The 23,734-nt window shown below is 60.3% G+C and carries 24 protein-coding genes and 1 tRNA gene; 16 read left to right on the forward strand and 9 right to left on the reverse strand.

Translation table 11 applies throughout. From position 1 onward, the window contains the following. Positions 1–10: 10 nt before the first annotated feature. Both JJB74_RS20285 and JJB74_RS20290 read right to left on the reverse strand, forming a co-directional pair. Entirely contained in the window at positions 11–1,567 is a 1,557-nt protein-coding gene (locus tag JJB74_RS20285) for a hypothetical protein (protein ID WP_200594896.1), read from the reverse strand. A 220-nt stretch (positions 1,568–1,787) separates the two neighbouring features. Next, a complete protein-coding gene (locus tag JJB74_RS20290; RefSeq protein WP_200595019.1) occupies positions 1,788–2,369 on the reverse strand; it encodes a phasin family protein in 582 nt (193 codons plus the stop codon). 266 nt (positions 2,370–2,635) lie between these two features. On the opposite strand from JJB74_RS20290, the gene JJB74_RS20295 reads away from it, so the two are divergent. From JJB74_RS20295 to pbpG, 5 genes are all read left to right on the forward strand, one after another. After that, positions 2,636–3,586 (forward strand): histone deacetylase family protein, encoded by a 951-nt coding sequence (locus JJB74_RS20295; RefSeq protein ID WP_200594898.1) that lies wholly within the window; start codon positions 2,636–2,638, stop codon positions 3,584–3,586. A 56-nt stretch (positions 3,587–3,642) separates the two neighbouring features. Then, the gene (locus JJB74_RS20300; RefSeq protein WP_407672395.1) at positions 3,643–4,488 is read left to right on the forward strand and encodes a DMT family transporter; all 846 of its coding nucleotides are present in this window, start codon (positions 3,643–3,645) and stop codon (positions 4,486–4,488) included. Then, positions 4,488–4,943, forward strand: coding sequence for an acyl-CoA thioesterase (locus JJB74_RS20305; RefSeq protein ID WP_200595020.1), 456 nt, complete (start codon positions 4,488–4,490; stop codon positions 4,941–4,943). The genes JJB74_RS20300 and JJB74_RS20305 overlap by 1 nt, the downstream gene beginning before the upstream one ends. Beyond that, a complete protein-coding gene (locus tag JJB74_RS20310; RefSeq protein WP_200594901.1) occupies positions 4,940–5,635 on the forward strand; it encodes a nitroreductase in 696 nt (231 codons plus the stop codon). Before JJB74_RS20305 ends, JJB74_RS20310 begins: the two co-directional genes overlap by 4 nt. A 222-nt stretch (positions 5,636–5,857) precedes the next feature. After that, on the forward strand, positions 5,858–6,925 hold the full coding sequence (pbpG, locus tag JJB74_RS20315) for a D-alanyl-D-alanine endopeptidase (RefSeq protein ID WP_200594903.1): 1,068 nt from the start codon (positions 5,858–5,860) through the stop codon (positions 6,923–6,925). 45 nt (positions 6,926–6,970) lie between these two features. Here the strand turns inward: pbpG and JJB74_RS20320 are convergent, their stop codons facing one another. After that, the gene (locus JJB74_RS20320) at positions 6,971–7,780 is read right to left on the reverse strand and encodes an IclR family transcriptional regulator (RefSeq protein WP_200594904.1); all 810 of its coding nucleotides are present in this window, start codon (positions 7,778–7,780) and stop codon (positions 6,971–6,973) included. Positions 7,781–7,963: 183 nt separating this feature from the next. Here JJB74_RS20320 and JJB74_RS20325 point away from each other — a divergent pair, with 183 nt between their 5' ends. Further along, complete coding sequence (locus JJB74_RS20325; protein WP_200594906.1) at positions 7,964–9,109, forward strand: alpha-hydroxy acid oxidase; 1,146 nt, start codon at positions 7,964–7,966, stop codon at positions 9,107–9,109. Between the two features lie 75 nt (positions 9,110–9,184). Here the strand turns inward: JJB74_RS20325 and JJB74_RS20330 are convergent, their stop codons facing one another. Continuing rightward, positions 9,185–10,243 carry a sulfate ABC transporter substrate-binding protein gene (locus tag JJB74_RS20330; protein ID WP_407672390.1) on the reverse strand — a complete coding sequence of 353 codons (1,059 nt, stop codon included), beginning with the start codon at positions 10,241–10,243 and terminating at the stop codon, positions 9,185–9,187. A gap of 23 nt (positions 10,244–10,266) precedes the next feature. Between JJB74_RS20330 and JJB74_RS33955 the strand changes: the two genes are divergently transcribed. The 4 genes from JJB74_RS33955 (at position 10,267) to JJB74_RS20350 (ending at position 13,688) form a co-directional block, all read left to right on the forward strand. Next, positions 10,267–10,677: a hypothetical protein gene (locus JJB74_RS33955; RefSeq protein ID WP_200595025.1), complete on the forward strand. Its 411-nt coding sequence runs from the start codon at positions 10,267–10,269 to the stop codon at positions 10,675–10,677. Positions 10,678–10,847: 170 nt separating this feature from the next. After that, entirely contained in the window at positions 10,848–11,708 is an 861-nt protein-coding gene (gene cysT / locus JJB74_RS20340; RefSeq protein WP_200594908.1) for a sulfate ABC transporter permease subunit CysT, read from the forward strand. A 1-nt stretch (position 11,709) separates the two neighbouring features. After that, a complete protein-coding gene (gene cysW, locus JJB74_RS20345) occupies positions 11,710–12,612 on the forward strand; it encodes a sulfate ABC transporter permease subunit CysW (protein ID WP_200594909.1) in 903 nt (300 codons plus the stop codon). 2 nt (positions 12,613–12,614) lie between these two features. Further along, on the forward strand, positions 12,615–13,688 hold the full coding sequence (locus tag JJB74_RS20350) for a sulfate/molybdate ABC transporter ATP-binding protein (RefSeq protein ID WP_200594911.1): 1,074 nt from the start codon (positions 12,615–12,617) through the stop codon (positions 13,686–13,688). Between the two features lie 49 nt (positions 13,689–13,737). Here JJB74_RS20350 and JJB74_RS20355 read toward each other — a convergent pair whose 3' ends face one another. From JJB74_RS20355 to aat, 3 genes are all read right to left on the reverse strand, one after another. Continuing rightward, positions 13,738–14,781, reverse strand: a complete 1,044-nt coding sequence (locus JJB74_RS20355) for a quinone-dependent dihydroorotate dehydrogenase (RefSeq protein WP_200594913.1) — start codon at positions 14,779–14,781, stop codon at positions 13,738–13,740. Positions 14,782–14,892: 111 nt separating this feature from the next. After that, positions 14,893–15,621 (reverse strand): arginyltransferase, encoded by a 729-nt coding sequence (locus JJB74_RS20360; RefSeq protein WP_200594914.1) that lies wholly within the window; start codon positions 15,619–15,621, stop codon positions 14,893–14,895. A 73-nt stretch (positions 15,622–15,694) separates the two neighbouring features. Then, positions 15,695–16,429, reverse strand: coding sequence for a leucyl/phenylalanyl-tRNA--protein transferase (gene aat / locus JJB74_RS20365; RefSeq protein WP_200594916.1), 735 nt, complete (start codon positions 16,427–16,429; stop codon positions 15,695–15,697). A 177-nt stretch (positions 16,430–16,606) separates the two neighbouring features. Between aat and JJB74_RS20370 the strand changes: the two genes are divergently transcribed. After that, on the forward strand, positions 16,607–17,809 hold the full coding sequence (locus JJB74_RS20370; protein ID WP_200594918.1) for an ammonium transporter: 1,203 nt from the start codon (positions 16,607–16,609) through the stop codon (positions 17,807–17,809). Positions 17,810–17,851: 42 nt separating this feature from the next. Here JJB74_RS20370 and JJB74_RS20375 read toward each other — a convergent pair whose 3' ends face one another. Beyond that, a complete protein-coding gene (locus JJB74_RS20375) occupies positions 17,852–18,424 on the reverse strand; it encodes an NUDIX hydrolase (RefSeq protein WP_200594919.1) in 573 nt (190 codons plus the stop codon). 239 nt (positions 18,425–18,663) lie between these two features. Between JJB74_RS20375 and JJB74_RS20380 the strand changes: the two genes are divergently transcribed. The 3 genes from JJB74_RS20380 to rluB all read left to right on the forward strand — a co-directional run bounded on the left by JJB74_RS20380 (position 18,664) and on the right by rluB (position 21,313). Continuing rightward, positions 18,664–18,740: transfer RNA gene (locus JJB74_RS20380), tRNA-Met, on the forward strand. Between the two features lie 319 nt (positions 18,741–19,059). Next, positions 19,060–19,812: an SMC-Scp complex subunit ScpB gene (scpB, locus tag JJB74_RS20385; RefSeq protein ID WP_200594922.1), complete on the forward strand. Its 753-nt coding sequence runs from the start codon at positions 19,060–19,062 to the stop codon at positions 19,810–19,812. Beyond that, entirely contained in the window at positions 19,793–21,313 is a 1,521-nt protein-coding gene (gene rluB / locus JJB74_RS20390) for a 23S rRNA pseudouridine(2605) synthase RluB (RefSeq protein ID WP_200594924.1), read from the forward strand. The genes scpB and rluB overlap by 20 nt, the downstream gene beginning before the upstream one ends. 10 nt (positions 21,314–21,323) lie before the next feature. Here rluB and JJB74_RS20395 read toward each other — a convergent pair whose 3' ends face one another. Then, complete coding sequence (locus JJB74_RS20395) at positions 21,324–21,677, reverse strand: hypothetical protein (protein WP_200595027.1); 354 nt, start codon at positions 21,675–21,677, stop codon at positions 21,324–21,326. A 12-nt stretch (positions 21,678–21,689) separates the two neighbouring features. On the opposite strand from JJB74_RS20395, the gene rimP reads away from it, so the two are divergent. Beyond that, entirely contained in the window at positions 21,690–22,172 is a 483-nt protein-coding gene (gene rimP / locus JJB74_RS20400) for a ribosome maturation factor RimP (protein ID WP_234484399.1), read from the forward strand. Next, on the forward strand, positions 22,169–23,728 hold the full coding sequence (gene nusA / locus JJB74_RS20405; protein WP_200594927.1) for a transcription termination factor NusA: 1,560 nt from the start codon (positions 22,169–22,171) through the stop codon (positions 23,726–23,728). Before rimP ends, nusA begins: the two co-directional genes overlap by 4 nt. Positions 23,729–23,734 lie beyond the last annotated feature (6 nt).

Consider the following 23,734-nt stretch of genomic DNA (forward strand, 5'->3'; position numbering starts at 1 on the left):
GGTTTTCCTTTCAGACATAGGTATGGATGAAGCTGCTGGCCTGATATGCGCGCGCGTGATTCAGGGACGGTGGGTCTTGCGTAGCGCAGCCACTTTCCGGGGCATCCTGACATTGCACGGCGGCGTCAGCGGCTTGCGCATGGGGCGGTATGGCATTCACCACTTCGAGCGGGTCCTTGCAATCCGGCACCAGGCGATGCAGCACATGGGCCGCGAGAAAAGGCGTGCGTGCCATCGTCATTCCCTGCATCAGCGGCGCCGCCCATTGGCAATACGGCATCAGATTCAGCGCATACGCCAGACTGCCGTCGCCGATGCGCAGCGAGGCGAAGGCGACGGCCTTTTTGTACGAACCGGTATCGGTTACATGCCTGGCCCATTGCTGCGGGCTGTGCAGCAATCCGCAGCCATGCGTTCGGCGATACTCCAATGGGATTTTTCTGATAGCCGCATAGGCGCCCAGAGGCAGATAGCGCCATAGCGCTTCAAACATCTCGGCCGGCGCATTTGCCGCAAGCTGCCGCATGCAAAGGCGCCGGGCGAATTCGGTTGCGGGCAGGCTCAGGATCGAGGCGCCGGCGGGAACAAGCTGCAGTTCTGGGAAAACATTGGTCAGCGCGACGAACATCGCGCTGCTTGCCGTGAAGAGCGCAATCGAGCCGGCGGTGGGGACGAGCGTCGACCATGGCCGCTCGAGCTCGATTTCACTGCTGAGGCCATAGGCACATCCGGTACCCTCACGGCGAATGCTGATCCAGGCGCGGGCCGTGCTCTGATTCAGTATCTCGCGCAGCGAAGCGCCGGCGAGATTGCCTGCGCAGAAAACGAGGAACCGGACGGCATTTTCCGAGCCCGAAAATTCCTGCAGCGCGCAGGCAGGCGCCGCGACCAGTGCCGCGCTTGCGATCAGCGGAACGGCAACATCGTAAATGGTGCGTAAGGCGCGGCTGCCTGCCGGCGTCTTGCATGCGTTATCGGACGCTTCTGCCAATGCGTCAGTGGCGGCATTGTTCTGTCGTCCGGAAGCGAGCGCACGCGAAAAAAGCAGAAAGATGAGGAAAGTCGGCAGCGCGACCGCGCCGAGCAACACTGCAAATCCCGGACGCGATATTTCCGGTAATGCCGCTGGCTTGCCTGCCGATATCGTTGCATTGCGCGCCGCTGCAGGAGCGGTGCCGAATTGGCAGGCAAGTTGCTGCGCGCCCACTGAAGCCGGTAGATGCCCCAGCAAGCCGGACACCGCAGTGTGCACGCCATTGAAAACGACGTGCTGCATCGTTGCGTGCATGAATTGCTGCTGCCGCATCAGGCTGAAATTTTCAGCCAGCCAGAGCAGGCCGCCGCCTGCGAAGACAGCGATTCCAGTCAGGATGGAAATGCTTGCATCCATACCGCTCGCATAGGCAAGCACGCAGGCCGTGGTCCCGGCCAGCAGGCTTGCGATGGCGGTGCTGGCGGTCAGGTGCAAGGGAAGGTGAGTGCAGAAAAACCCGGTGGGCGCAGGAACTTCGGGAATGGGCGCAGTGGCGGTGGGTACGCGCGGGGAAATGCCGAAGGTTGGCGTCATCGTTTAACCATAAGTTTTCGATGGGCACGAGTGTAGAGGCGCTGTATGACCGGATTGTGACTTTCTTTGCGAGGAGGGTGTTACGAAGAGCGCTGGTGCGCAGCGAGCATAGATAACGCATGCCGGCGCACAAGCATGATGGGAAAAGAGGTAGACAAGGGGGGAAAGCGGCTGGCGCTTTCCCGGCGCCGGGCGGCAGGCGCCGCCGACGAATGGTGGTTTATTTTTTGGCGGTGACGACCGAGTTGACGTTCGCGCCAACCTTGCCGGCGGCTTGCGACATTTGTGCCGCAGCATTGCTGATATTGGCTTCCACTGCTTCTACCGCCTGCTTGGTGCTGCGGGTGAATTGCTCATATCCGGCATTGGCATTGGCAATCGTCTGCTTGAGGAAAGCCACCACGTTTTCCGAACCGGCCGGGGCATTCTTGCCGATTTCCTCGACAAAGCCGCTCAGCTTGCGTCCATGTTCGGTAATTTGTGCTTCAGTCGCTTTTGCGAATTCCGTTTGCAGCGCGGAGCCTATCGACATCAGGTTACGGCCATAGGCCATCAGCTTTTCCGCGCTCGGTTGCGCTTGCGCGGCATGGAAGGCGAACGCTTCCTGCACATCTTTCACCGCCAGCAGTTGTCGGGCGTGCGAAGTCGTGTCGGCGAGGCTGGACTTGGCAGTGTTCATCGTCAGTTCGACAAGCTTCTCCACGCCTTCGAAAGTCTTGCCGGTGAGAGCGCTGATCATCGCAAGTTGCGCTTCAAGATTGCTTTTGGTGGCGGCAGATATTTGTTCCTGAAACGAAAACATGAGGTTCTCCTGGATGCTGGAAACAAGAAATAGGAATGAGGTTGACTTGATGGAAACCACGACTTGTGCGCCGCAGCAAACGCATTGTCAAATGCTTCATATTGCGTGTCAAGCGGATAACAGGACCGGTAGGGAATGAAGAAAAATTATTGATGCACCGCAAGAAATAAGTGTGGCCTCGCTTCGTGCCCGCGGGAAAAGGCGGGCAATGAGCATGACCTTGCCCGTGTTAGACTCCCGCATCCGTTTTTCGACAAGCGAACAAGTTGAAAGCTTTCTACAGCGACCATTTCGTGCTTCCTCTCCCCGAAGGCCATCGCTTCCCCATGGCGAAATATCGGATGTTGCGCGAAGCGGTTGCTGCGTCCGTTCCCGACATGGAGTTCGTGGAGGCTGCCGCAGCCAGCGACGGTGTGCTGGCGCTGGCGCACCATCCTTCCTATATCGCCGCAGTGAGCACTGGCAGCCTGGATCCGGCGCAACAAAAGGGCATAGGCTTTCCCTGGTCGCCGCAGATGGTCGAACGGTCGCGCCGCTCCGCCGGTGCGACGATCGAAGCATGTCGTGCAGCCCTGTCCGAAGGCATTGCCGTCAACCTTGCCGGCGGCACGCATCATGCCTGCGCTGATCGCGGCGAAGGTTTTTGCGTATTCAATGACGCGGCAATTGCGGCAAGGCTGATGCAGGCCGAACGTCGCGTCGCACGCGTAGCGATCATCGATCTAGACGTGCATCAGGGAAACGGCACGGCCGCGATCCTGTCGAATGACGACTCGGTGTTTACGCTTTCGCTGCATGGCGAACACAACTATCCCTTCAAGAAAGAAACCAGCGATCTCGACGTTGCGCTGCCCGATGGCGCGCGCGATACCGAGTACCTGGCGGCGCTTGATGGCGCGCTGCAGGAAATGGAGCGCCGGTTCGCGCCGCAATTGCTCATTTACCTTGCCGGTGCCGACCCGCATGAAGGCGATCGACTCGGCCGATTGAAGCTCAGCCTTGCCGGATTGGCCGCGCGCGACAGGCGGGTGCTGGAATGGGCCACGGCGCGCGCCATTCCGGTAGCGATTGCCATGGCCGGCGGTTATGGCCGAAACATTGAAGACACGGTCGCAGTGCACCGGCAGACGGTCGCCATCGCTGCGCAATACCAGCCGCAGGTGCAATCGCGCTTGCGCACCGCAACTACTCTCTCTGCCGATCGGATTCGCGCATGACTACTTCCACCGGCAGCAGTGCGCTGACCCGCCCGCGTGGGGCCTGGATCGCCGCCATGCCCATCGTCTTCGTGCTGATCTGGAGCACGGGCTTCGTAGTGGCAAAATTCGGGCTGCCGTATGCGCCACCGCTGACCTTCCTGCTGCTGCGCTTTATTGGCGTGCTGCTGATCCTGCTGCCGCTGGTGCTTCTGATGCGCGCGCCCTGGCCCGGAGCCAAGAGCGGACATATCGCGATTGCCGGCATCCTGCTGCAGGGCGGTTACCTGGGCGGCGTCTGGTGTGCAATCAAGATCGGCATGCCGGCCGGTTTGTCGGCCCTGATCGTCGGCATGCAACCGATATTGACTGCGTTCGCCGCGCCGCTGATCGGTGAAAGAGTACGTCCGAAACAATGGATAGGTCTTGCCTTCGGCATCTGCGGCGTCGGCCTGGTTGTCGCAAACAAGATTTCGCTGAACGGCCTGAGCTGGCAGAGCATTGCGCTGTGCCTGCTGGCCTTGATCTCCATCACCGTTGGCACCTTGTATCAAAAGCATTATTGTCCGCAGTTCGATTTGCGTACGGGCACGATTATCCAGTTCGCGGCATCGATCGTTGTGGTACTGCCTTTGGCCATCGCTTACGAGCATCTCGACATCACGCTCGACACGGTGCAGTGGACGCCGCGCTTTCTTGCCGCCTTGTCCTGGTCAGTGCTGGCGCTGTCGATCGGCGCGATTTTTCTGCTGTTCGCACTGATCCGCAAAAGCGCGGCGACCAGCGTGACGAGCTTGCTGTACCTGACGCCGCCGACAACAGCGCTCATGGCTTGGGCCATGTTTGGCGAGCAGTTCAGTCTGGTAGGCGTGGCCGGCATGCTGTTGGCCATCATTGGCGTTTGTTTCGTGGTGAAAAAATGATGAAAGCCGAAAACAGAACCCGCAGCGATTTTCGCCATTTCCATCCGATTACCACGCGCTGGATGGACAACGATGCCTATGGCCATGTAAACAATGTCGTCTACTACAGCTGGTTCGATACGGTGGTGAACCAGTTTCTGATCGTCAATGGCGTGCTCGACGTCGAAAAAAGTCCGGTCATCGGCGTGGTGGTTGAAACGCAATGCCAGTATTTCGCGTCTGTGGCCTTCCCCGATGAGGTTTGCGCCGGACTTCGCGTGAGCAAGCTCGGCAAATCGAGTGTGCGCTACGAGGTTGGCATCTTCCGCGGCACGGACGAGAGTGCAGCCGCGCATGGCCATTTCGTGCATGTCTACGTCGACCGGGAAACGCGCCGTCCAGCCGAAATTCCACCGGCGATGCGCGCCTTGCTGCAGACCGTGCAAGTAAAAGTGCAAGAGGAGGCTCAGCCATGATCAGGAGCATGGAGCAGCAGATCGTCGACGCGGCGATCACTTCGCGCCGCTCGGTGCGCGCCTTCCTGCCGACACCGGTTGCCCGCGAGGATGTCGAGGCCATCCTCGAGGTGGCATCGCGCGCGCCGTCCGGGACAAATACCCAGCCATGGAAGGCGTATGTGCTGACTGGCGGCATCAGAGAGCGACTGTCGCGTGCGATCCTCGACGCCTATCTCGATCCGGAGAAAGCGGCGCAGCACACCGAGGAATATGCCTACTACCCGCGCCAGTGGGCGTCGCCCTACATCGACCGCCGGCGCAAGGTGGGCTGGGATTTGTATAGCCTGCTTGGCCTGAAGCGCGAGGACAAGACTGGCATGCAGGCGCAACATGCGCGCAACTATGCATTCTTCGATGCGCCGGTCGGCATCATCTTCACCATAGACCGGATCATGGAGCGGGGATCCTGGCTTGATTACGGCATGTTCCTGCAAAACATCATGATTGCCGCACGTGGCAGAGGACTGGATACCTGTCCGCAGGCAGCTTTCACCCAGTTCCATCGCATCATCGCCGAGGTGCTCGGGTTGCCGGAAACGGAGCAGGTGGTTTGCGGCATGGCGCTCGGTCATGCCGACATGAGCAGAACGGAAAACAGCCTGGTCACCGAGAGAGAGCCGGTCGCAGGCTTCGCCAAATTCCTCGAGTAGACGAAGGTTCCTGTCGCAGGCAGCCGACAGATTTCAATGTGGCAAGCAGAAAATCCAAGAAACCGTTAGCCGAACAACACGTTCCCTGACATAAAATTGCAACATAGTGATATCGCGGATGAGAAACAGGTTTAAAATGTCGCGCTAAACCGTTCATTACGTGGCAAAAAATTCTTTCTTTGCTACACTGCAACATTCATTCGCCCTGAATCCGGAGCTGCGATGGCCAAAGCCGCGCTTATCTTTCTTGTTTCGTCTTCATTGATCCTGGGCGTTCTGCCGCCCGCGCTGGCCAAATCCGCTTCCAAACATTCCGCAAAACACACCGAAAAGCACTCGGCCAAGTCATCCGGCAATAAAGCTGCGCCTCGACGTCGTGTTCATGTCAACGTCGCCACACGCCACCATTCTTCCCGGCACGCTGCTTTGCCACGCCTGGTCGCCACGCCGGCAGTACCGGTCGTGCCAGCGGTGCGCACTGCTGGTGACATGGCTGGTTTGAACCTGACGCATGACCCGCTCGCGCTGGGCTCGAATGCGGCGCTGGTCATTGATCAGCAAACTTCGGAAGTGCTGTTCGAAAAGAATGCGGATGTCGCGTTGCCGATTGCTTCGCTGACGAAACTTATGACCAGCATGGTCGTGGTCGAGTCGAACCAGAGCATGGACGAGATGCTGACCGTCACCGAGGAAGATGTCGACCGCGAGAAATTCAGCCGCTCGCGTCTGCGTGTCGGCTCACAACTTTCGCGCGCCAACATGCTGCACATTGCGCTGATGAGTTCGGAGAATCGTGCGGCCTCGGCGCTGGGGCGTAATTACCCGGGCGGCTTGCCGGCATTCGTTGCTGCAATGAATACAAAAGCGCGTTCGCTCGGCATGGCCAATGCGCATTACGTCGAGCCAACCGGACTGTCGAGCAATAACGTGGCCAGCGCCCGCGACTTGGCCAAGCTGGTGGTTGCCGCTTCGCGTCATCCGGTCATCCGCCAGTATTCGACCGACAGCAAATACGCGGTGGAGCCGGGCGGCCCGATACTGCAATACCGCAATTCCAACCATCTGGTCGATAGCCCGACCTGGGAAATCGGCTTGCAGAAAACCGGCTATATCACCGAGGCCGGACATTGCCTCGTGATGCAATCGCGTATCGACAATCGCCCGGTTGTCATGGTGTTCCTCGATTCCAAGGGCAAGAACACCCGTCTTGCCGATGCCGGCCGCATACGCAAATGGATCGAAACCACGCATCCGTGGTCGATGAACCGCACGTTGACTGCGCACAATTGATTCGAACGGGGATGCATGAAGAAAAGGCGGCCAAGGCCGCCTTTTTTATCGGGCAGACGCGGCACTTTCCTGTGGCGGCGAGATGTAGCCAAGGACGGCGGAAATCTCGTTGGCGGTGTTGATCAGGTCGGCGATCCAGTCTTCCTGCAGGCGGTCGGCGGGTGCGGAAATCGACAGGCCGGCAATCAGCTTGCCGCTATCGTCGCGGATGCCGGCTGCCATGCAGCGCACGCCGAGTTCCAGTTCTTCATTGTCGCGGGCATAGCCGCGCGCGCGGACCAGGCTGAGCTCGCGTTCGAGCTTGACCAGGTCCGTGATCGAATTCTTGTTATGCCCGGCGAGGCCGGTACGGATAGCGTAGGCGCGCACCATTTTTGGATCGTCCGCCGACAGGAACAGCTTGCCCGTGGAAGTCAGATGCAAAGGCGCACGGCCACCGATCGCACGCACCACTTGCATTCCCGAGCGCTCGGAATAGGAACGGTCGATGTAGACGATTTCATCGCCCTGCCGCACCGACAGGTTCACCGTCTGATGCGTCTTGCGATGCAGCGCGCGCATGAAATCCAGCGACGCTTCGCGTACGTTCAGGCGGCTTTTGACGATATTGCCAAGCTCCAGCAGGCGCATGCCGAGGCGATAAGTGCCGGGTTCGGCGCGGTCGACAAAGCGCTTGAGCACCAGGTCATTCAGGATGCGATGCGCGGTGGAAGGGTGCAGACCGGTCGCGCTGGAAAGCTCCTTCAGGCTGACGGGGTCCGGGTAGTCGGCAAGCACATCAAGCAGTCCAATCATGCGCTCGATTACCTGTATCGAAGTCTTCTCGGCTTCGGGGTTTGTCTCGGTGTTCTTCATGGGAAACTGGTGCGATGCAATATCCGGGTTTATATCACATTGTGAAAACAAGGTAAAACGGCTTCGATGAATGCAATGCGTCGCCGCAATTAATTTCATGTGGACGTGCTTAGGAAATTGTCCGGTCTGCGGCCATAATGCTGGCTTCGCGCTGGCGAACATAACAAGCTTGAAAGACAAAACATGGCTGTCATCACCAATATCGAAGATCTGCGCATTCTTGCCGAGCGGCGCGTGCCGCGCATGTTTTACGACTATGCCGACTCCGGCTCCTGGACCGAATCGACTTATCGGGCCAACAGCAGCGATTTTGAAAAGATCAAGCTGAGGCAGCGGGTCGCGGTGAACATGGACAACCGCACGCTGGCCAGCACCATGGTTGGCATCCCAGTCGCGATGCCAGTAGCGCTGGCGCCTACCGGCCTGACCGGCATGCAGCATGCCGACGGCGAGATCCTGGCAGCCAAGGCGGCCGAACGTTTCGGCGTGCCGTTCACGCTGTCGACCATGAGCATTTGCTCGATCGAGGATATTGCGGCCAATACCAGCAAGCCGTTCTGGTTCCAGGTGTATTTCATGCGCGATCGCGATTTCATGACGCGCCTGGTCGAGCGCGCCCGCGCCGCAAACTGCTCGGCGCTGGTGCTGACGCTGGATCTGCAGATCCTCGGCCAGCGGCACAAGGACATCCGCAACGGCCTGACCGCGCCGCCGAAGCTCACGCTCAAGAACATGCTCAACCTGGCCACCAAGCCGACCTGGTGCCTGAACATGCTGCAGACCAAGCGCCGCAGCTTTGGCAACATCGTCGGCCATGCGAAGAATGTGTCGGACATGTCCTCGCTGTCTTCCTGGACCGCGGAACAATTCGATCCGCGCCTGTCCTGGGATGACGTGGAATGGCTGCGCCGCGCCTGGGGCGGCAAGCTGATCATCAAGGGCATTCTGGATCCGGAAGATGCGCGCATCGCGGCGCAGAGCGGCGCGGACGCGATCATCGTTTCCAACCATGGCGGCCGCCAGCTCGATGGCGCGCTGTCGTCGATCGCCGCGCTGCCGGCCATCATGGATGCGGTTGGCGATCGCATGGAAGTGCACCTGGACAGCGGCATCCGCTCCGGTCAGGACGTGCTCAAGGCGCTGGCGCTGGGCGCGAAGGGAACCTATATCGGCCGCGCTTTCCTGTACGGCCTGGGCGCGATGGGCGAGGCTGGCGTTACCGCCTGCCTGAACATCATCCGCAAGGAGATGGATACGACGATGGCATTGTGCGGTCTGACCGATGTGAAGCAGGTCGACAGCAATATCCTGGTGCCGGGCACGTACTGAGCGTACTGAGCCTGCATCGATGAAAAACGGGCGCCGCGGCGCCCGTTTTGCTTTCATTCCGCTTTGCTCATCGCATCAGCGCTTCGTATAGATCTTGTCGAATTCACCGCCGTCGTCGAAATGCTTCTTTTGCGCGGCATCCCAGCCGCCGAAATATTTCTCCACGGTGAACAGCTTGATCGGCTTGAAGTATTCGCTGTGCTTTTTCAGGATCGCTTCATCGCGCGGCCGATAGAAGTGCCGGGCGATGACTTCCTGCGCCTGCGGCGTGTACAGGAATTGCAGGTAAGCGGTGGCCTGCTTGCGCAGGTTCTTGCGGTCGACCACCTTGTCCACCACCGCGACCGGCGACTCGGCCAGGATCGAGGAGGGCGGATAAACGATGTCGAAATTGCTGCCCATTTCCTTCTTCACCAGCTGCACTTCGTTTTCGAAGGTGACCAGCACATCGCCGATCTCGCGCTGGGTAAAAGTCGTGGTAGCGGCACGGCCGCCGGAATCGAGTACCGGCACGTTCTTGAAGATGCGGCTCACCAGGTCGCGCGCCTGTGTTTCGTTACCACCCTTTTCCAGCACCGATCCCCAGGCGGCGAGATAGGTATAGCGGCCGTTGCCGGCTACCTTCGGATTCGGGATCACGACCTGGACACCCGGCTTGCCGAGGTCTTCCCAGTCCTGGATATGCTTGGGATTGCCCTTGCGCACCAGGTACACCATCGTCGAGTAGAAGGGCGCGGCATTGTCCGGGAATTTCTTGCGCCAGTCGGTCGCCACCAGGCCGCGCTTGGCCAGCATGTCGATGTCATTCGCCTGGTTCATCGTCACCACCGCGGCTTCCAGTCCATCCGCCACCGCGCGCGCCTGCTTGCTTGAGCCGCCGTGCGACTGGTTGATCGTAATGGTTTCACCGGTCTTCTGCTTCCAGTCGGCGATGAACAGCGGATTGATGTCCTTGAACAATTCGCGCGCTACGTCGTAGGAAACATTGAGCATCGTGGTGTCGGCCCGCGCCGGGCTGGCGATGCCGAAGGAAACTGCCGCGGCGGCGATGCCGAGGAAGGCGCCGGCTTTGCTGCGCAGCATCGTCGTGCGCAGGCGGGATATCGCGCCGGGAGCAGGGGTGGTGAGGAACATGAAAACTCCTGTGGAAAATAAGGTTGGCCATTTTGCCAAAAAAGTCGGGGTTCGGTATCCGCACTGTGCATTCGATGGTCGATCCGGCACGATCGTGTCAATCCGTGTATATTCGCGCCCGCAGCATCGCCCCAAATATTTCCCTTGGGAATTTATCTTGCTCGTACCAGTCGGTCGATCCTGCAATCTGTGCAACTGGAATTTCAGCATTTGTCTGCTTTCATCTGCGCTGGGCATGCTCCGCGGTGCAGATGCAGCGCGTGTCCATCTGCCGTCTGATGGGGTCGTCGCAGACGCCGGATGCGATACGCGGGCGTGTCGGCGCAGTGAATTCCGTGTTCATCGGCGCATCGAACGAACTCGGTAAGCTCAAGTCCGGCATTACGCCGGCTGGTGCGGCATCGCTGCGGTGCTCATGCTCGGCGTCGCGATGACCGTGGCGACCATTGGCCTGCGGAAATTTCCGAAGCTGCGCAGGATGCATCGCTTGGCGCAGCCGTGTTTATTTCCATGTCGTCTATGTTCATGACGATTCTGTCTTTTTGTTTATGATTTGCGAATGCAATTATTCGCAACCGTTATTCCAGTTGGGTATATAGAACTTATGTCAGCCGTTCCTTCCAGCACAAAGTCGAGCAGCAGTTTCCGGGTCCTGCCCGGATTTCGGTTGTCGCTTGGTTTTACCCTGTTCTACCTGTGCCTGATCGTGCTGATTCCGCTGTCGGCGCTATTCATCAAAACCTTCACGCTGAGCTGGGAAGGCTTCGTGAGCGCCGTCACTTCCGAGCGCGTAATGGCTTCCTACCGGCTGACCTTCGGCGCCTCGCTGATTGCCGCAGCGCTGAACGTGGTGTTCGGCGGCATCGTTGCCTGGGTACTGGTGCGCTACCGCTTTCCGGGCAAGCGCCTGATCGATGCCATGGTCGACTTGCCGTTCGCATTGCCGACCGCAGTAGCCGGCATCGCGCTGACTTCGCTGTATTCCAGCAATGGCTGGATCGGTCGCTATCTGCAGCCGCTGGGCATCAAGGTATCGTTCACGCCCTTGGGCATCGTGGTGGCGCTGACATTCATCGGCCTGCCTTTCGTGGTGCGCACCGTGCAGCCGGTGCTCGAGGAGTTCGAGCATGAGCTGGAAGAAGCGGCGGCCAGCCTCGGCGCTTCGCACTGGCAGACGTTTTCGCGCGTGGTGTTTCCCAGCATCCTGCCGGCGCTCCTGACCGGTTTCGCGCTGGCCTTTGCCCGCGCCACCGGCGAATACGGCTCGGTGATCTTCATCGCCGGCAACATGCCGATGGTGTCCGAGATTACGCCGCTGTTCATCGTCACCAAGCTGGAGCAATACGACTATGCCGGCGCGACCGCGATCGCGGTCGTGATGCTGGTGGCGTCCTTCCTGATGCTGCTGTTGATCAACCTGTTGCAAGCCTGGGCGCGCAAGCGTGGCCAGGCGGAGAAAGCCTGAGATGTCCGCCATCGTCACTTCCAAGGCGCCAGCCAATGCCGCCCGCGCCGAACCGGCCCTGGTGCCGGCCACCATCATCGAGCCATTCTGGGTGCGCGCGCTGCTGATCGGCACGGCGCTGCTGTTCATGCTGCTGTTTCTGTTCGTTCCGCTGGTCTCGGTCTTCGTTGAGGCGCTCAAGGGCGGCTGGCATGTGTACGTGCAGGCGATCAGCGATCCCGACGCGGTGTCTGCCCTCAAGCTGACCCTGCTCACGGCGGCGATCTCCGTGCCCCTGAACCTGGTCTTCGGCGTGGCCGCATCCTGGGCGATCGCGAAATTCCGTTTCCCCGGCAAGAGCGTGCTGATGACGCTGATCGATCTGCCGTTTTCGGTGTCGCCGATCATCGCCGGCCTGATCTATGTGCTGCTGTTCGGCGCGCAGGGCTGGTTCGGGCAATGGCTGCAGGATCACGACATCAAGATCCTGTTCGCCGTGCCCGGCATCGTGATCGCCACCATCTTCATTACCTTTCCCTTTGTCGCGCGCGAGCTGATCCCGCTGATGCAGTCGCAGGGCAGCGAAGAAGAGGAGGCCGCGCTGGTGCTCGGCGCCTCGGGCTGGCGCACCTTCTGGCATGTCACGCTGCCCAACATCAAGTGGGGCCTGCTGTACGGCGTGATCCTGTGCAATGCGCGGGCGATGGGCGAATTCGGCGCGGTGTCGGTGGTTTCCGGCCATATCCGCGGCCAGACCAACACCATCCCGCTGCAGGTGGAAATTCTCTACAACGAATACAACTTCAGCGCCGCGTTCGCGATCGCCTCGCTGCTGGCCTTCTTGGCCCTGATCACGCTGGCGCTGAAATCCTTCATCGAATGGCGGCTGCAGCACGCCATCCAACAATCGACAGCGGAGCAATAGCCGTGGCCATTGAAGTCAGAAACATCACCAAGCGATTCGGCAATTTCCTTGCCCTGGACAACATCTCGCTCTCTTTCCAGCCCGGCGAACTGACCGCGCTGCTGGGTCCGTCCGGCTGCGGCAAGACCACGCTGCTGCGCATCATCGCCGGCCTGGAGCGGCCGGATGCCGGGCAGGTGCTGCTCGACAACGAAGATGCGTCCAACCGGCATGTGCGTGAACGCCAGGTCGGCTTCGTGTTCCAGCATTACGCGCTGTTCAAGCACATGACCGTCTTCGAAAACATTGCCTTCGGTCTGCGCGTCAAGCCGCGCGCCGAGCGGCCGTCCGAGGCGCAGATCCGTAGCAAGGTGACGCAACTGCTGGAACTGGTGCAGCTCGACTGGCTGGCCGACCGCTATCCGCCGCAGTTATCGGGCGGACAGCGGCAACGCATTGCGCTGGCGCGGGCGCTGGCGGTCGAGCCCAAGGTATTGCTGCTGGACGAGCCCTTCGGCGCGCTCGACGCCAAGGTGCGCAAGGAATTGCGCCGCTGGCTGCGGCGCTTGCATGACGAGCTGCATGTGACCAGCATCTTCGTCACCCACGACCAGGAAGAAGCCCTCGAAGTGGCTGACCGCATCGTGCTGATGAACAAGGGCCATATCGAGCAGGTCGGTTCGCCCGCCGAGGTGTACAACCAGCCGGCATCGCCTTTCGTCTATGGATTCCTCGGCAACGTCAATCTTTTCCACGGCAGGGTGCATGAAGGCGTGCTCGAATCCGAGGGCGTGAGCTTCGATGCGCCGGAATATCGGCAGGCGCAGGATGCGAAAGGCGTCGGCTTCGTGCGTCCGCACGATATCGAGATCGAACGCTACATGCCGGATATCGACACCGATGGCATCACGGTGCGCCTGAAGCGCGCGCATGCGATCGGGCCGCTGGCGCAGCTCGACCTGGAACGCGAGGACAATGGCGAAATGCTTGAAGCGGTCGTGCCGAATGAGCGCTATGCGGAACTCGGATTGAGCGAAGGCGACCGGCTGGTGGTGCGGCCGAAGCGGCTGCGCATCTTCGTCGACGAGGCCGTGTAAGGAGCGGGGCGGCGCTCAGAATTGCGCCGCCGCGACGCGGTGAACTGCATCAGCCCAGGCCGCGCACCGCGGCTGCGCATTCGCGGATCAGCGCCGGGCCGCGATAGATCAGGCCGCTGTACAGCTGCACCAGCGACGCGCCAGCTTCGAATTTCGCCCGTGCATCCGCGCCCGACAGGATGCCGCCGACGCCGATGATCGGCAGTGCGCCCGCCAATTCCGCAGACAGCGCGCGGATCACCCGGTTCGATGCCTCGAATACCGGCGCGCCGGACAAACCGCCGGCTTCGTCGGCATGCGGCATGCCGGCGACCGCGCCGCGTTCAATCGTGGTGTTGGTGGCGATTACCGCATCGAAGCGGTGCCGGACCAGCGCGTCGGCGATGTTCTTTACCTGTTCGCCATCCACATCCGGCGCGATCTTCAGCGCAATCGGCACGTAGCGCTTGTGCCGGTCAGCGAGGCGCTGCTGCGCATCCTTCAACGTGCCGAGCAGGCCGTCCAGCTCGGACGCACCTTGCAACTGGCGCAAATTCTTGGTGTTCGGCGAGGAAATGTTGACGGTGACATAGGTCGCATACGGATACACCTTGTCCAGGCAGAGCAGATAATCGTCCGCCGCGCGTTCGATCGGCGTGTCGGCGTTCTTGCCGATATTCAGGCCCAGCACGCCCCGGCCTTCCTGGTAAAAGCGAGAACGCTGCACATTGGCCACGAAAGCATCGACGCCGCCATTGTTGAAGCCCATGCGGTTGATGATCGCCCGCGCTTCGGGCAGGCGGAACATGCGCGGCTTCGGATTGCCGGGCTGGGCGCGCGGCGTGACGGTTCCGATTTCGAGGGAACCGAAACCAAGGGCAGCCAGGCCGTCGATGTAGGCGCCATCCTTGTCCAGGCCGGCGGCAAGACCAATCGGATTCGGGAATTTGATGCCCATCACGCTGCGCGGATCACTCGCCGGCTTCGCCAGCAGGCCGGTCATGCCCAGCGCGGCGGCGCGTCGCAGCGCTGGCAGCGTGCGGTTGTGCGCTTCTTCGGCGTCGAGGGAGAACAGCAGGGGGCGGGCGAGGGAATAGAGGAGATTGTCGAACACGGCGGGACTCGGTAATGAAGGCGGCCGGTATTGTATCCCGGCCGCAAGCCTTCCAGCGTGGGCGGTCTTCGTCGGTCCGATTGCGCCGCTAACCGCTTTGATGCCGACACTTCAGCCTTCCATCACCGTCCATTTGCCGTCGCGCAGCGCTTCAATCGGGCGGAAGTTGGTCTTGTAGGCCATTTTTACGCTGCGCTCGATCCAGTAACCCAGATACACATAGGGCATGCCGAGCGACTTTGCCTGCGCAATCTGCCACATCACGTTGTAGGTGCCAAAGCTTGAACTCGGCACATCCGGGTCATAGAAGGTATAGACCGAGGACAGTCCATCCTCGAGCACATCAATGATGCTGACCATCGACAGCTTGCCATCCGGCTCCCGGAATTCCACCAAGCGGGTGTTGACCTTGCTCTGCAGCAGGAATTGCGCGTACTGATCGCGGCTGTCCTGATCCATGCCGCCGCCGGCATGGCGTGCCGACTGGTAGCGCAGATAAAGCTCGTAATGCTCATGCACATAGGCCAGGTTGGTCACCAAAGCCTGCAAATGGCCGTGTCTGGTCCACGCGCGCCGTTGACTGCGGCTTGGCTGGAATGCCGCGGTATTGACCCTGACCGGTGTGCAAGCCTGGCAGCCGTCGCAATAGGGGCGGTAGGTGAAGATGCCGCTGCGGCGAAATCCATTCCTGACGAGCTCCGAATAGACATTGGCATTGATCAGGTGCGAGGGCGTGGCCACCTGGGAGCGGGCCTGGCGATGTTCCAGGTAGCTGCAGGGATAGGGCGCAGTCGCGTAGAACTGCAGTGTCGAAAAAGGCAAGTCTTTAAGATGCGTCATCTTGCATACCAGTCCACAACAAACATCGTCAATGCGATCAATCTACCGTTTCGCTGTATCGAAACCAAGCCGACTAGCGCGACGTTTGCAAAAAATCGATAGGCTGCCAATCGGTAATCGGTTCCGCTTCAACGGCACGCCGCACATGCGCAAGGAATTCTGTCCGCGGTATGGGGACGGCACCCAGGGAAGCAAGGTGTGAAGTTTCTTGTTGGCAGTCGATCATCGAAACGTCATTCATCTTAAGAAAATGTACCAGATAGGCAAGGGCGATCTTTGATGCATCCGTCTCTCTAGCGAACATCGACTCGCCAAAGAACATGCGTCCGATACAGACGCCATAGGCCCCGCCGACAAGCTGGCCATCGCGCCATAACTCGGATGAATGGGCATAACCCATGCGATGCAGGCCGGTATAGCCGCGCAGGATGTCGTCGGAAATCCAGGTGCCGGCGCTGTCGCGGCGTGGTTCGGCGCAGCCGAGCATGACTTGTTCGAACGCAGAGTCGAAGCGCACCTGCAACGGGCCACCTTCGATCTGACTTTTCTGCGCCTTGCGCAAGGTCTTACCCAAGCTGGCCGAAATCTTGAGCCGATCAGTGTAGAGCGCCATACGCGGATCGGTGCTCCACCACAGAATCGGCTGGCCTTCGGAAAACCAGGGAAAAATGCCGCGCCGGTAAGCCTGCAGCAGACGACGCGGCGACAAGTCGCCGCCTGCAGCGAGCAGGCCGGGCGCGCCATCAGCCTCGGTCAAGGCCAGCGAAACATCGGGGAACGGCGTGTCCAAATCAAGCCATGGAATCATTCTGCCTCACACTTTGCACTAGATTGATGCGCACATTTGGTGCGTGCTTCGTTCTGAACCTGAAGGCATTTAAAAATATCTTTTAAATTCAATCACTTGATATTTGCACCAAATTGGAATGAAAATTGCTTTTTCCTGCCGTCAATCCACAATCTTGCACTTCAAACGGGAGTTTTAATGGAATCACTGAAGTACGGCGCCGACACGCTATTCATTCTGCTTGGCGCAATCATGATTCTGGCAATGCATGCCGGTTTCGCTTTTCTCGAGCTAGGAACGGTTCGCAAGAAAAACCAGGTCAACGCGCTGGTCAAAATCTTAGTGGATTTCGCGGTTTCGACCATTGTGTATTTCTTCATCGGCTACGCCATCGCTTACGGCGTCAGCTTCTTTGCCGATGCGCAGACGCTGTCCGCGCATAACGGGTTTGAGTTGGTGAAGTTCTTTTTTCTGCTGACTTTTGCGGCGGCCATTCCGGCGATCATCTCCGGCGGCATTGCGGAACGGGCGCGGTTCCATCCGCAATTGATCGCCACTGCTTGCCTGGTAGGCCTGTTCTATCCGCTGTTTGAGGGTATCGCCTGGAATCAGCGTTTCGGCATTCAGGCCGCCTTGTTGTCAATGTTCGGCGCCGAGTTTCATGACTTCGCCGGCTCGGTCGTGGTGCATGCATTTGGCGGTTGGGTCGCGCTGCCGGCGGTGATGCTGCTCGGCGCGCGTCGGGGGCGCTACGGCAAGGATGGTGCGGTCGCCGCACATCCGCCCTCGAGCATTCCCTTTCTCGCCCTGGGCGCGTGGATTCTGACCGTCGGCTGGTTCGGATTCAATGTGATGAGCGCGCAGACGCTGGACAAGATGAACGGCCTTGTTGCCATCAATTCGCTCATGGCCATGGTCGGAGGCACGCTGGTGGCCGTGCTGATGGGCAAGAACGATCCGGGATTTGCCTACAACGGTCCCCTGGCCGGGCTGGTCGCAGTGTGTGCTGGATCGGATCTGATGCATCCACTTGGCGCGTTGGTGACCGGCGGCATTGCAGGTGCGATCTTCGTCTGGATGTTCACGCTCACTCAGAACAAGTGGAAGATCGACGATGTGCTGGGTGTATGGCCGCTGCACGGCTTGTGCGGCGCCTGGGGCGGGATCGCCGCGGGCATCTTCGGCTTGCGCGCGCTTGGCGGCATCGGCGGTGTTTCACTGCTGTCGCAGCTTGCCGGCACGGTGCTCGGCATCGCCATCGCGCTGGCCGGCGGAGCGATCGTTTATGGACTGCTGAAGAAAATCGTCGGCATCCGCCTGGATCCGGAAGAGGAATTCAACGGCGCGGATCTGTCGATACACCGCATTTCCGCTACGGCAGAGCGTGAAACCAGCTGGTAGAGGTAGAAGGAAGGTGCGGACGGTGATCCGTCCGCACGAAATTCACGATTGACGCATAGGCCTGGTGATGTCGCGGGTGTGGAAACGGAAATCGCCCTCGCCATTGCGAATCCGTGCGAGATCTTCGAACAGCAGGCGCAGGGTTTGCGTGATCGTCGGGAAGGCAATTTCTTCCCAGGGTATCTCGGCCTCGGAAAACAGTCGCACATCCAGACTTTCCACGCCGGCTGCGTAGTTCAGGTCAAGCAGATCGGCGAGATAGAACATGTGCACCTGGTGCACATGCGGAACATTGAGCATCGCAAAAAGCTGCTGCAGTCGGATATTGGCGCCGGCTTCTTCTTCCGTCTCGCGCGCTGCCGCGTCCGAAGTCGTTTCATTGTTTTCCATGAACCCGGCCGGCAACGTCCAGTAGCCGTAGCGTGGTTCGATCGCGCGCCGGCACAGCAGCACCCGGGTTTCGCCGCCTTCCTGCCAGAGTGGAATCGAGCCGATCACCATCTTGGGGTTCTGGTAATGAATGGTGCCACAGTGTGTACAGACATACCTCGGGCGATTATCGTCCGGAGGGATTTGCTGGACGACGGGATGGGCGCATTCTGAGCAGAACTTCATTGGAGTCGTAGGCGTGCGGTGGAAAGGAAAGCGGGCAGTGTAACACCGGGGCGCCGCCTGGACCCGGAGTCTTGATTGCGGCGGGCAAGCAAGATTTGATGTCGCAGGCATGGCTAAGCGCGCCGCAGTTTTGTGCCGTGGCGTTTGGTTTCTCCAAGCAAAGCGCTCCGAGGTTTCGTCAGGATGCAATTCGGGGTTTGCAAATTCATGCGCGAGTGTGTATAGTTCATGCCTTCAGACGCGGGGTGGAGCAGTCTGGCAGCTCGTCGGGCTCATAACCCGAAGGTCGTAGGTTCAAATCCTGCCCCCGCAACCAGATTTCAGGCCCGCACTAGCGGGCCTTACTATTTTCGCGGCATTCGCGTGTCCGGCTTTTCGATGACAGGCGCAGGGTTTTTTCCTATAATTCGCCGTCCGTGCGCCGCTGCGTTCTGCGTCAAAAGCGATCTCTGACGATACGGAGCGCGGGCATATGGTGGTATTGCCACCTCATCGATTCCCGTCCGGCACATTCATCTCACAATAAACACGGACGCGGAACGCGGCAGTCAACGTACTCCTCCAAGCGAAGGCCTCTGCAAGCCACGCTTGTTTTCTCTGCGAATTGAATTGGATCCGCGGTGGATTTATCGCACATGAATATTGCCCAGGCGAAGAAGGTGCTCGAAACAGCATTGCTTTGCGCAACCGAGCCGCTCTCCATCAGCCAACTCAGGAAGCTTTACATTTCTGAAGACGAAGAGCCTGAATCTGTCGGTGCCGATACGATCAAATTGCTGATCGAGGAGTTAAGGCAAGATTGGGCAGACAAGGGTGTGGAAGTTGTCTGTGTTTCAACGGGATGGCGCTTTCAAAGCCGTCCGGAGATGCGTATTTACCTGGACCGGCTGAATCCGGAGAAGCCGCCGAAATACAGTCGCGCGACCCTGGAAACGCTGGCCATCATTGCATACAGGCAGCCGGTGACGCGCGGTGACATCGAGGAAATCCGCGGCGTTGCGGTCAATTCGCAGATCATCAAGACGCTGGAGGATCGCGGCTGGATTGAGTCCATCGGCCATCGCGATGTGCCTGGCAGGCCGGCGCTGTTTGCAACCACCCGGCAATTCCTCGACGATCTCGGCCTGTCCTCGCTGGAGCAGCTTCCACCGTTGCAGCCAGTCGGGCGGCCCGAGGGGGGCGAGGCGCCGTCGCCGGAAGCGGCGGCATTGCATGCCGGTTTGGCCGGCATGTTGGAAGAGCAGCCTGCGGCAGCTGCGCCCACTCTGGCAGTCGTTTCGAACAAGCATGAGCCCGACACCGAGGCTTCCCTTTCCTTGCAATCCATGCCAGATACCGCATCCGGCGAGCAGAATCAAGAACCGAAAAATGACCTTGCCCACCCCTAAAAATGCAGCGGCGACCGAGCCGATCAATGAAGTGGCCGATGCACAACAGCCGGCAGCGCGTACTGAATCCGGTGGCAGCGATGCCGCGGATGATGGTGGCGCCAAGCGCGGTGTGCGCGGTCCGCGCACGCTGCGTCGTGCACGTAACAAGCGGCGAACAACGGAAGAGTCGCAAGGGCGGGAAGCTGCCCCGGCTGCCGAAGCGCAACCGAATCGCGGCGAGCGCCGCGACCGCCGACAGGACAATGCCGTTGGCAACGCTGAAGGTCGCGGCCCAGCAGATCGTGCCGAGCGCAAACCGGCGCGCAAGGGCGGACAAAAGCCGGCGCGTGCTCAGGCGCCTCGTCAGAACCCGGCCATGCAGGCCGGCGATCCGGATGATGTGTTTTCCTTTGTGACATCGAGCGAGTTCGACAGCGCCCAGCAGGAGAAGGCGCGCGGCAAGGCGCCGGCCAAGGCGGTGCGGCGTGACCTCACTTCGGACGACGATGCGCCCAAGCTGCACAAGGTGTTGGCCGAAGCCGGTCTCGGATCGCGGCGCGATATGGAAGAGCTGATCATCGCCGGCCGGGTGTCAGTGAATGGCGAGCCGGCGCATATCGGTCAGCGCATCCTGCCGACCGATCAGGTGCGCATCAATGGCAAGCCGCTGCAGCGCAAGGTCAGCAAGAAGCCGCCGCGTGTGCTTGTGTATCACAAGCCGGCCGGTGAAATCGTCAGCGCCAGTGATCCGGAAGGCCGGCCTTCGGTGTTCGATCACCTGCCCATGATGAAAAGCGCCAAATGGCTGGCAGTCGGGCGCCTCGATTTCAATACCGAGGGCCTGCTGTTGTTCACGACTTCCGGTGACATCGCGAATCGCCTGATGCATCCGCGCTATAACATCGAGCGCGAATACGCCGTGCGCACGCTCGGCGAGCTCGAAGAGGGTATGCGCCAGAAGCTGCTCGCCGGCGTGGAACTCGACGACGGCGTCGCGCAGTTCTCGCGCATTGCTGACGGCGGCGGCGAAGGTGTCAACAAGTGGTATCGGGTAACCATCGGCGAAGGTCGCAACCGCGAAGTGCGGCGGATGTTTGAAGCGATCGGGCTGACCGTGTCGCGCCTGATTCGTACCCGCTACGGCAGCATGACACTGCCGCGTGGCCTCAAGCGTGGTCGCTGGGAGGAGCTTGACGAGCATGCTGTGCGTGGCCTGATGAGCGCAATCGGGCTCGAAAAGCAAGCCAAGGAAACTGGTCGCGCTCGTGGTGACGCACCAGCGCGCCCAGCGCAGGGAGACGCAGGCCCGGGCCAGCGTCGCGGACAAGGCCAGGGGCAGCAGCAGCGCTCGCGCCAGCCGGATCCGCTGCAGACCGCGCTTGGTTTTCCCGGCATGACGCAACAGCGACGCAATGGCCCCGGACGTGGCATGAATGCCGGCGCGCAGCAGCGCACGGGATCCCAGCGTTTCGCGCTGAGCGCGCCTCAAGGCATGCCGCGGCGTCGGGCCAAGGGCTGAAGCGCTGCAATCAAGAACTGCGCGGCGTTTTCGCGCCTGATGTAGCCGCTTCCCATACGCCGCCTGCGGCTGCGTATGGGTATTTGCATTGCGGGCAGCCGGTGTAGCGCGTATAATGCAGCGGTTTATTGAAGCCGCCATGACGGCGCACGCAACAGACTGCATCGGATTCCATCGCAATGAACTGATTCTTGTGGGAGCAAGGCGGGGAGATGGAAGCGGTTTCCGGGCAGTCGGTGACGCAGCGAAGCCGGGACTTTCCGCCGTAATGGGCGCAACAAGGTTCCGGCGGCAACGATAAGAAGATGGGCACATGCCCATTTTTTTTTTGTTGAACGTCTTCGCGGCGGTTTCTGGCAATCATCGGAGGAACGTTTTGCGCTTGCTGGAACTGATAGAGAAAACCGTGGCCGGCATGGATTACGAGCTGGTCGATTTCGAGCCGGCGGGCCGTGGCCTGCTGCGGGTGTACATCGACTTCCCGGAAGGTGGTGAAGAGCGCTCGATCACGGTGGAAGACTGCGAGAAGGTCACGCATCAGTTGCTGCATGTGCTGACGGTCGAGAACGTCGATTACGAGCGTCTCGAAGTGTCATCCCCGGGTCTGGATCGTCCGCTGAAGAAGGCGTCGGATTATCGCCGTTTTGCCGGACAGGAGGCCTTGATCAAGTTGCGCATGCCGATGCCGGGCGCGGCCAATCGCAAGTCCTTCGAAGGCATCCTGCTGGAGCCGGATGGGGAGACGCTGAAGCTGGAATTCGAAGGAAAAGAGGGACCGGCGGTGCTGGAGTTTACGCTGGCTGACGTGGATAAGGCACGCCTGGTGCCCAAAGTGGATTTTAGGAGTCGCAAAGCATGAGTCGCGAAATTTTGTTGTTGGTCGATGCGCTGGCGCGCGAAAAGAATGTAGATAAGGAAATCGTCTTCGGAGCGCTCGAGCATGCGCTCGCGCAGGCGACCAAAAAGCGCTACGAGGGTGACGTGGATATCCGCGTGGCGATCGATCGCGACAATGGCGAGTTCGAGAGCTTCCGCCGCTGGCATGTTGTCCCCGACGAAGCCGGCCTGCAGCAACCCGACCAGGAAGTGCTGCTGTTCGAAGCAAAGGAACAGATTGCCGATATCGAGGTCGATGACTACATCGAGGAGCCGATCGAATCGGTTGAGTTCGGACGTCGCTTCGCGCAGGACACCAAGCAGGTCGTGCTGCAGCGCATCCGTGACGCCGAGCGCGAACAGATCCTGGCCGACTTCCTCGAGCGCGGCGACGCGCTGGTGACTGGCACCATCAAGCGCATGGAGCGCGGCGACGCGATCGTCGAATCCGGCAAGATCGAAGCCCGCCTGCCGCGCGATCAGATGATTCCGAAGGAAAACCTGCGTATCGGCGACCGCGTGCGTGCCTACATCCTGAAGATCGAGCGCAATGCGCGCGGCCCGCAGGTGATCCTGTCGCGCACCGCGCCGGAATTCATCATGAAGCTGTTCGAACTGGAAGTGCCCGAGATCGAGCAGGGCCTCCTGGAAATCAAATCTGCCGCGCGTGATGCTGGCGTGCGCGCAAAGATCGCCGTCTACACCGCCGACAAGCGCATCGACCCGATCGGCACCTGCGTCGGCATGCGCGGCTCGCGCGTTCAGGCCGTCACCGCCGAGCTCGGCGGCGAGCGCGTGGACATCGTGCTGTGGTCCGACGATCCGGCGCAGTTCGTCATCGGCGCGCTGGCGCCGGCCAACGTCTCCTCGATCATGGTGGACGAGGAGAAGCATGCGATGGACGTAGTGGTTGACGAGGAAAACCTGGCGATCGCCATCGGCCGAGGCGGCCAGAACGTGCGCCTGGCTTCCGAGCTGACCGGCTGGCAGATCAACATCATGACCGCCGAGGAATCGGCGGACAAGGCCGAGCGCGAGACCGCAGCGGTGCGCGCGCTGTTCATGGAGAAGCTCGACGTGGACGAGGAAGTCGCCGACATCCTGGCCTCCGAGGGCTTCTCCAGCCTGGAAGAGATCGCCTATGTGCCGATCCAGGAAATGCTGGAAATCGAATCCTTCGACGAAGAAACGGTCAATGAATTACGCAACCGCGCGCGCGACGCGCTGGTGACCGAGGCAATCGCTTCCGAAGAAGGTCTCGAAGGCATGGAAGACGCGCTGGTCAACCTGGAAGGCATGGACCGCATCACCGCGGGCAAGCTGGGCCTGGCCGGCATCAAGACAGCCGAACAATTCACGGGCCTGGCCTACGATGAGTTCGGCGCGATCCTGGCGCTGCCCGCCGACCGCGCGCGGCAACTGATAGACAATGGTTTCGACGATGTGAGCGATGAAGAGATGAAGCTGATCGACATGAAATATGACGATCGAGCCAAGGCGCTGCAAGCCAAGGCCTGGAGCCTGGCTTCGGCGAAATAAGCTCCG

It is taken from the genome of Noviherbaspirillum pedocola (genome assembly GCF_016632335.1).
GTDB lineage: Bacteria > Pseudomonadota > Gammaproteobacteria > Burkholderiales > Burkholderiaceae_D > Noviherbaspirillum_A > Noviherbaspirillum_A pedocola.

What these genes read in the sequence shown, in the direction of transcription:
- JJB74_RS20285 (WP_200594896.1), bottom strand. Translation starts at nt 1,567, where the DNA reads ATGACGCCAACCTTCGGCATTTCCCCGCGCGTACCCACCGCCACTGCG.
- JJB74_RS20290 (WP_200595019.1), bottom strand. Translation starts at nt 2,369, where the DNA reads ATGTTTTCGTTTCAGGAACAAATATCTGCCGCCACCAAAAGCAATCTT.
- JJB74_RS20300 (WP_407672395.1), top strand. Translation starts at nt 3,643, where the DNA reads ATGCCCATCGTCTTCGTGCTGATCTGGAGCACGGGCTTCGTAGTGGCA.
- JJB74_RS20305 (WP_200595020.1), top strand. Translation starts at nt 4,488, where the DNA reads ATGAAAGCCGAAAACAGAACCCGCAGCGATTTTCGCCATTTCCATCCG.
- JJB74_RS20310 (WP_200594901.1), top strand. Translation starts at nt 4,940, where the DNA reads ATGATCAGGAGCATGGAGCAGCAGATCGTCGACGCGGCGATCACTTCG.
- pbpG (WP_200594903.1), top strand. Translation starts at nt 5,858, where the DNA reads ATGGCCAAAGCCGCGCTTATCTTTCTTGTTTCGTCTTCATTGATCCTG.
- JJB74_RS20320 (WP_200594904.1), bottom strand. Translation starts at nt 7,780, where the DNA reads ATGAAGAACACCGAGACAAACCCCGAAGCCGAGAAGACTTCGATACAG.
- JJB74_RS20325 (WP_200594906.1), top strand. Translation starts at nt 7,964, where the DNA reads ATGGCTGTCATCACCAATATCGAAGATCTGCGCATTCTTGCCGAGCGG.
- JJB74_RS20330 (WP_407672390.1), bottom strand. Translation starts at nt 10,243, where the DNA reads ATGTTCCTCACCACCCCTGCTCCCGGCGCGATATCCCGCCTGCGCACG.
- cysT (WP_200594908.1), top strand. Translation starts at nt 10,848, where the DNA reads ATGTCAGCCGTTCCTTCCAGCACAAAGTCGAGCAGCAGTTTCCGGGTC.
- cysW (WP_200594909.1), top strand. Translation starts at nt 11,710, where the DNA reads ATGTCCGCCATCGTCACTTCCAAGGCGCCAGCCAATGCCGCCCGCGCC.
- JJB74_RS20360 (WP_200594914.1), bottom strand. Translation starts at nt 15,621, where the DNA reads ATGACGCATCTTAAAGACTTGCCTTTTTCGACACTGCAGTTCTACGCG.
- aat (WP_200594916.1), bottom strand. Translation starts at nt 16,429, where the DNA reads ATGATTCCATGGCTTGATTTGGACACGCCGTTCCCCGATGTTTCGCTG.
- JJB74_RS20370 (WP_200594918.1), top strand. Translation starts at nt 16,607, where the DNA reads ATGGAATCACTGAAGTACGGCGCCGACACGCTATTCATTCTGCTTGGC.
- JJB74_RS20375 (WP_200594919.1), bottom strand. Translation starts at nt 18,424, where the DNA reads ATGAAGTTCTGCTCAGAATGCGCCCATCCCGTCGTCCAGCAAATCCCT.
- scpB (WP_200594922.1), top strand. Translation starts at nt 19,060, where the DNA reads ATGAATATTGCCCAGGCGAAGAAGGTGCTCGAAACAGCATTGCTTTGC.
- rluB (WP_200594924.1), top strand. Translation starts at nt 19,793, where the DNA reads ATGACCTTGCCCACCCCTAAAAATGCAGCGGCGACCGAGCCGATCAAT.
- JJB74_RS20395 (WP_200595027.1), bottom strand. Translation starts at nt 21,677, where the DNA reads ATGATTGCCAGAAACCGCCGCGAAGACGTTCAACAAAAAAAAAATGGG.
- nusA (WP_200594927.1), top strand. Translation starts at nt 22,169, where the DNA reads ATGAGTCGCGAAATTTTGTTGTTGGTCGATGCGCTGGCGCGCGAAAAG.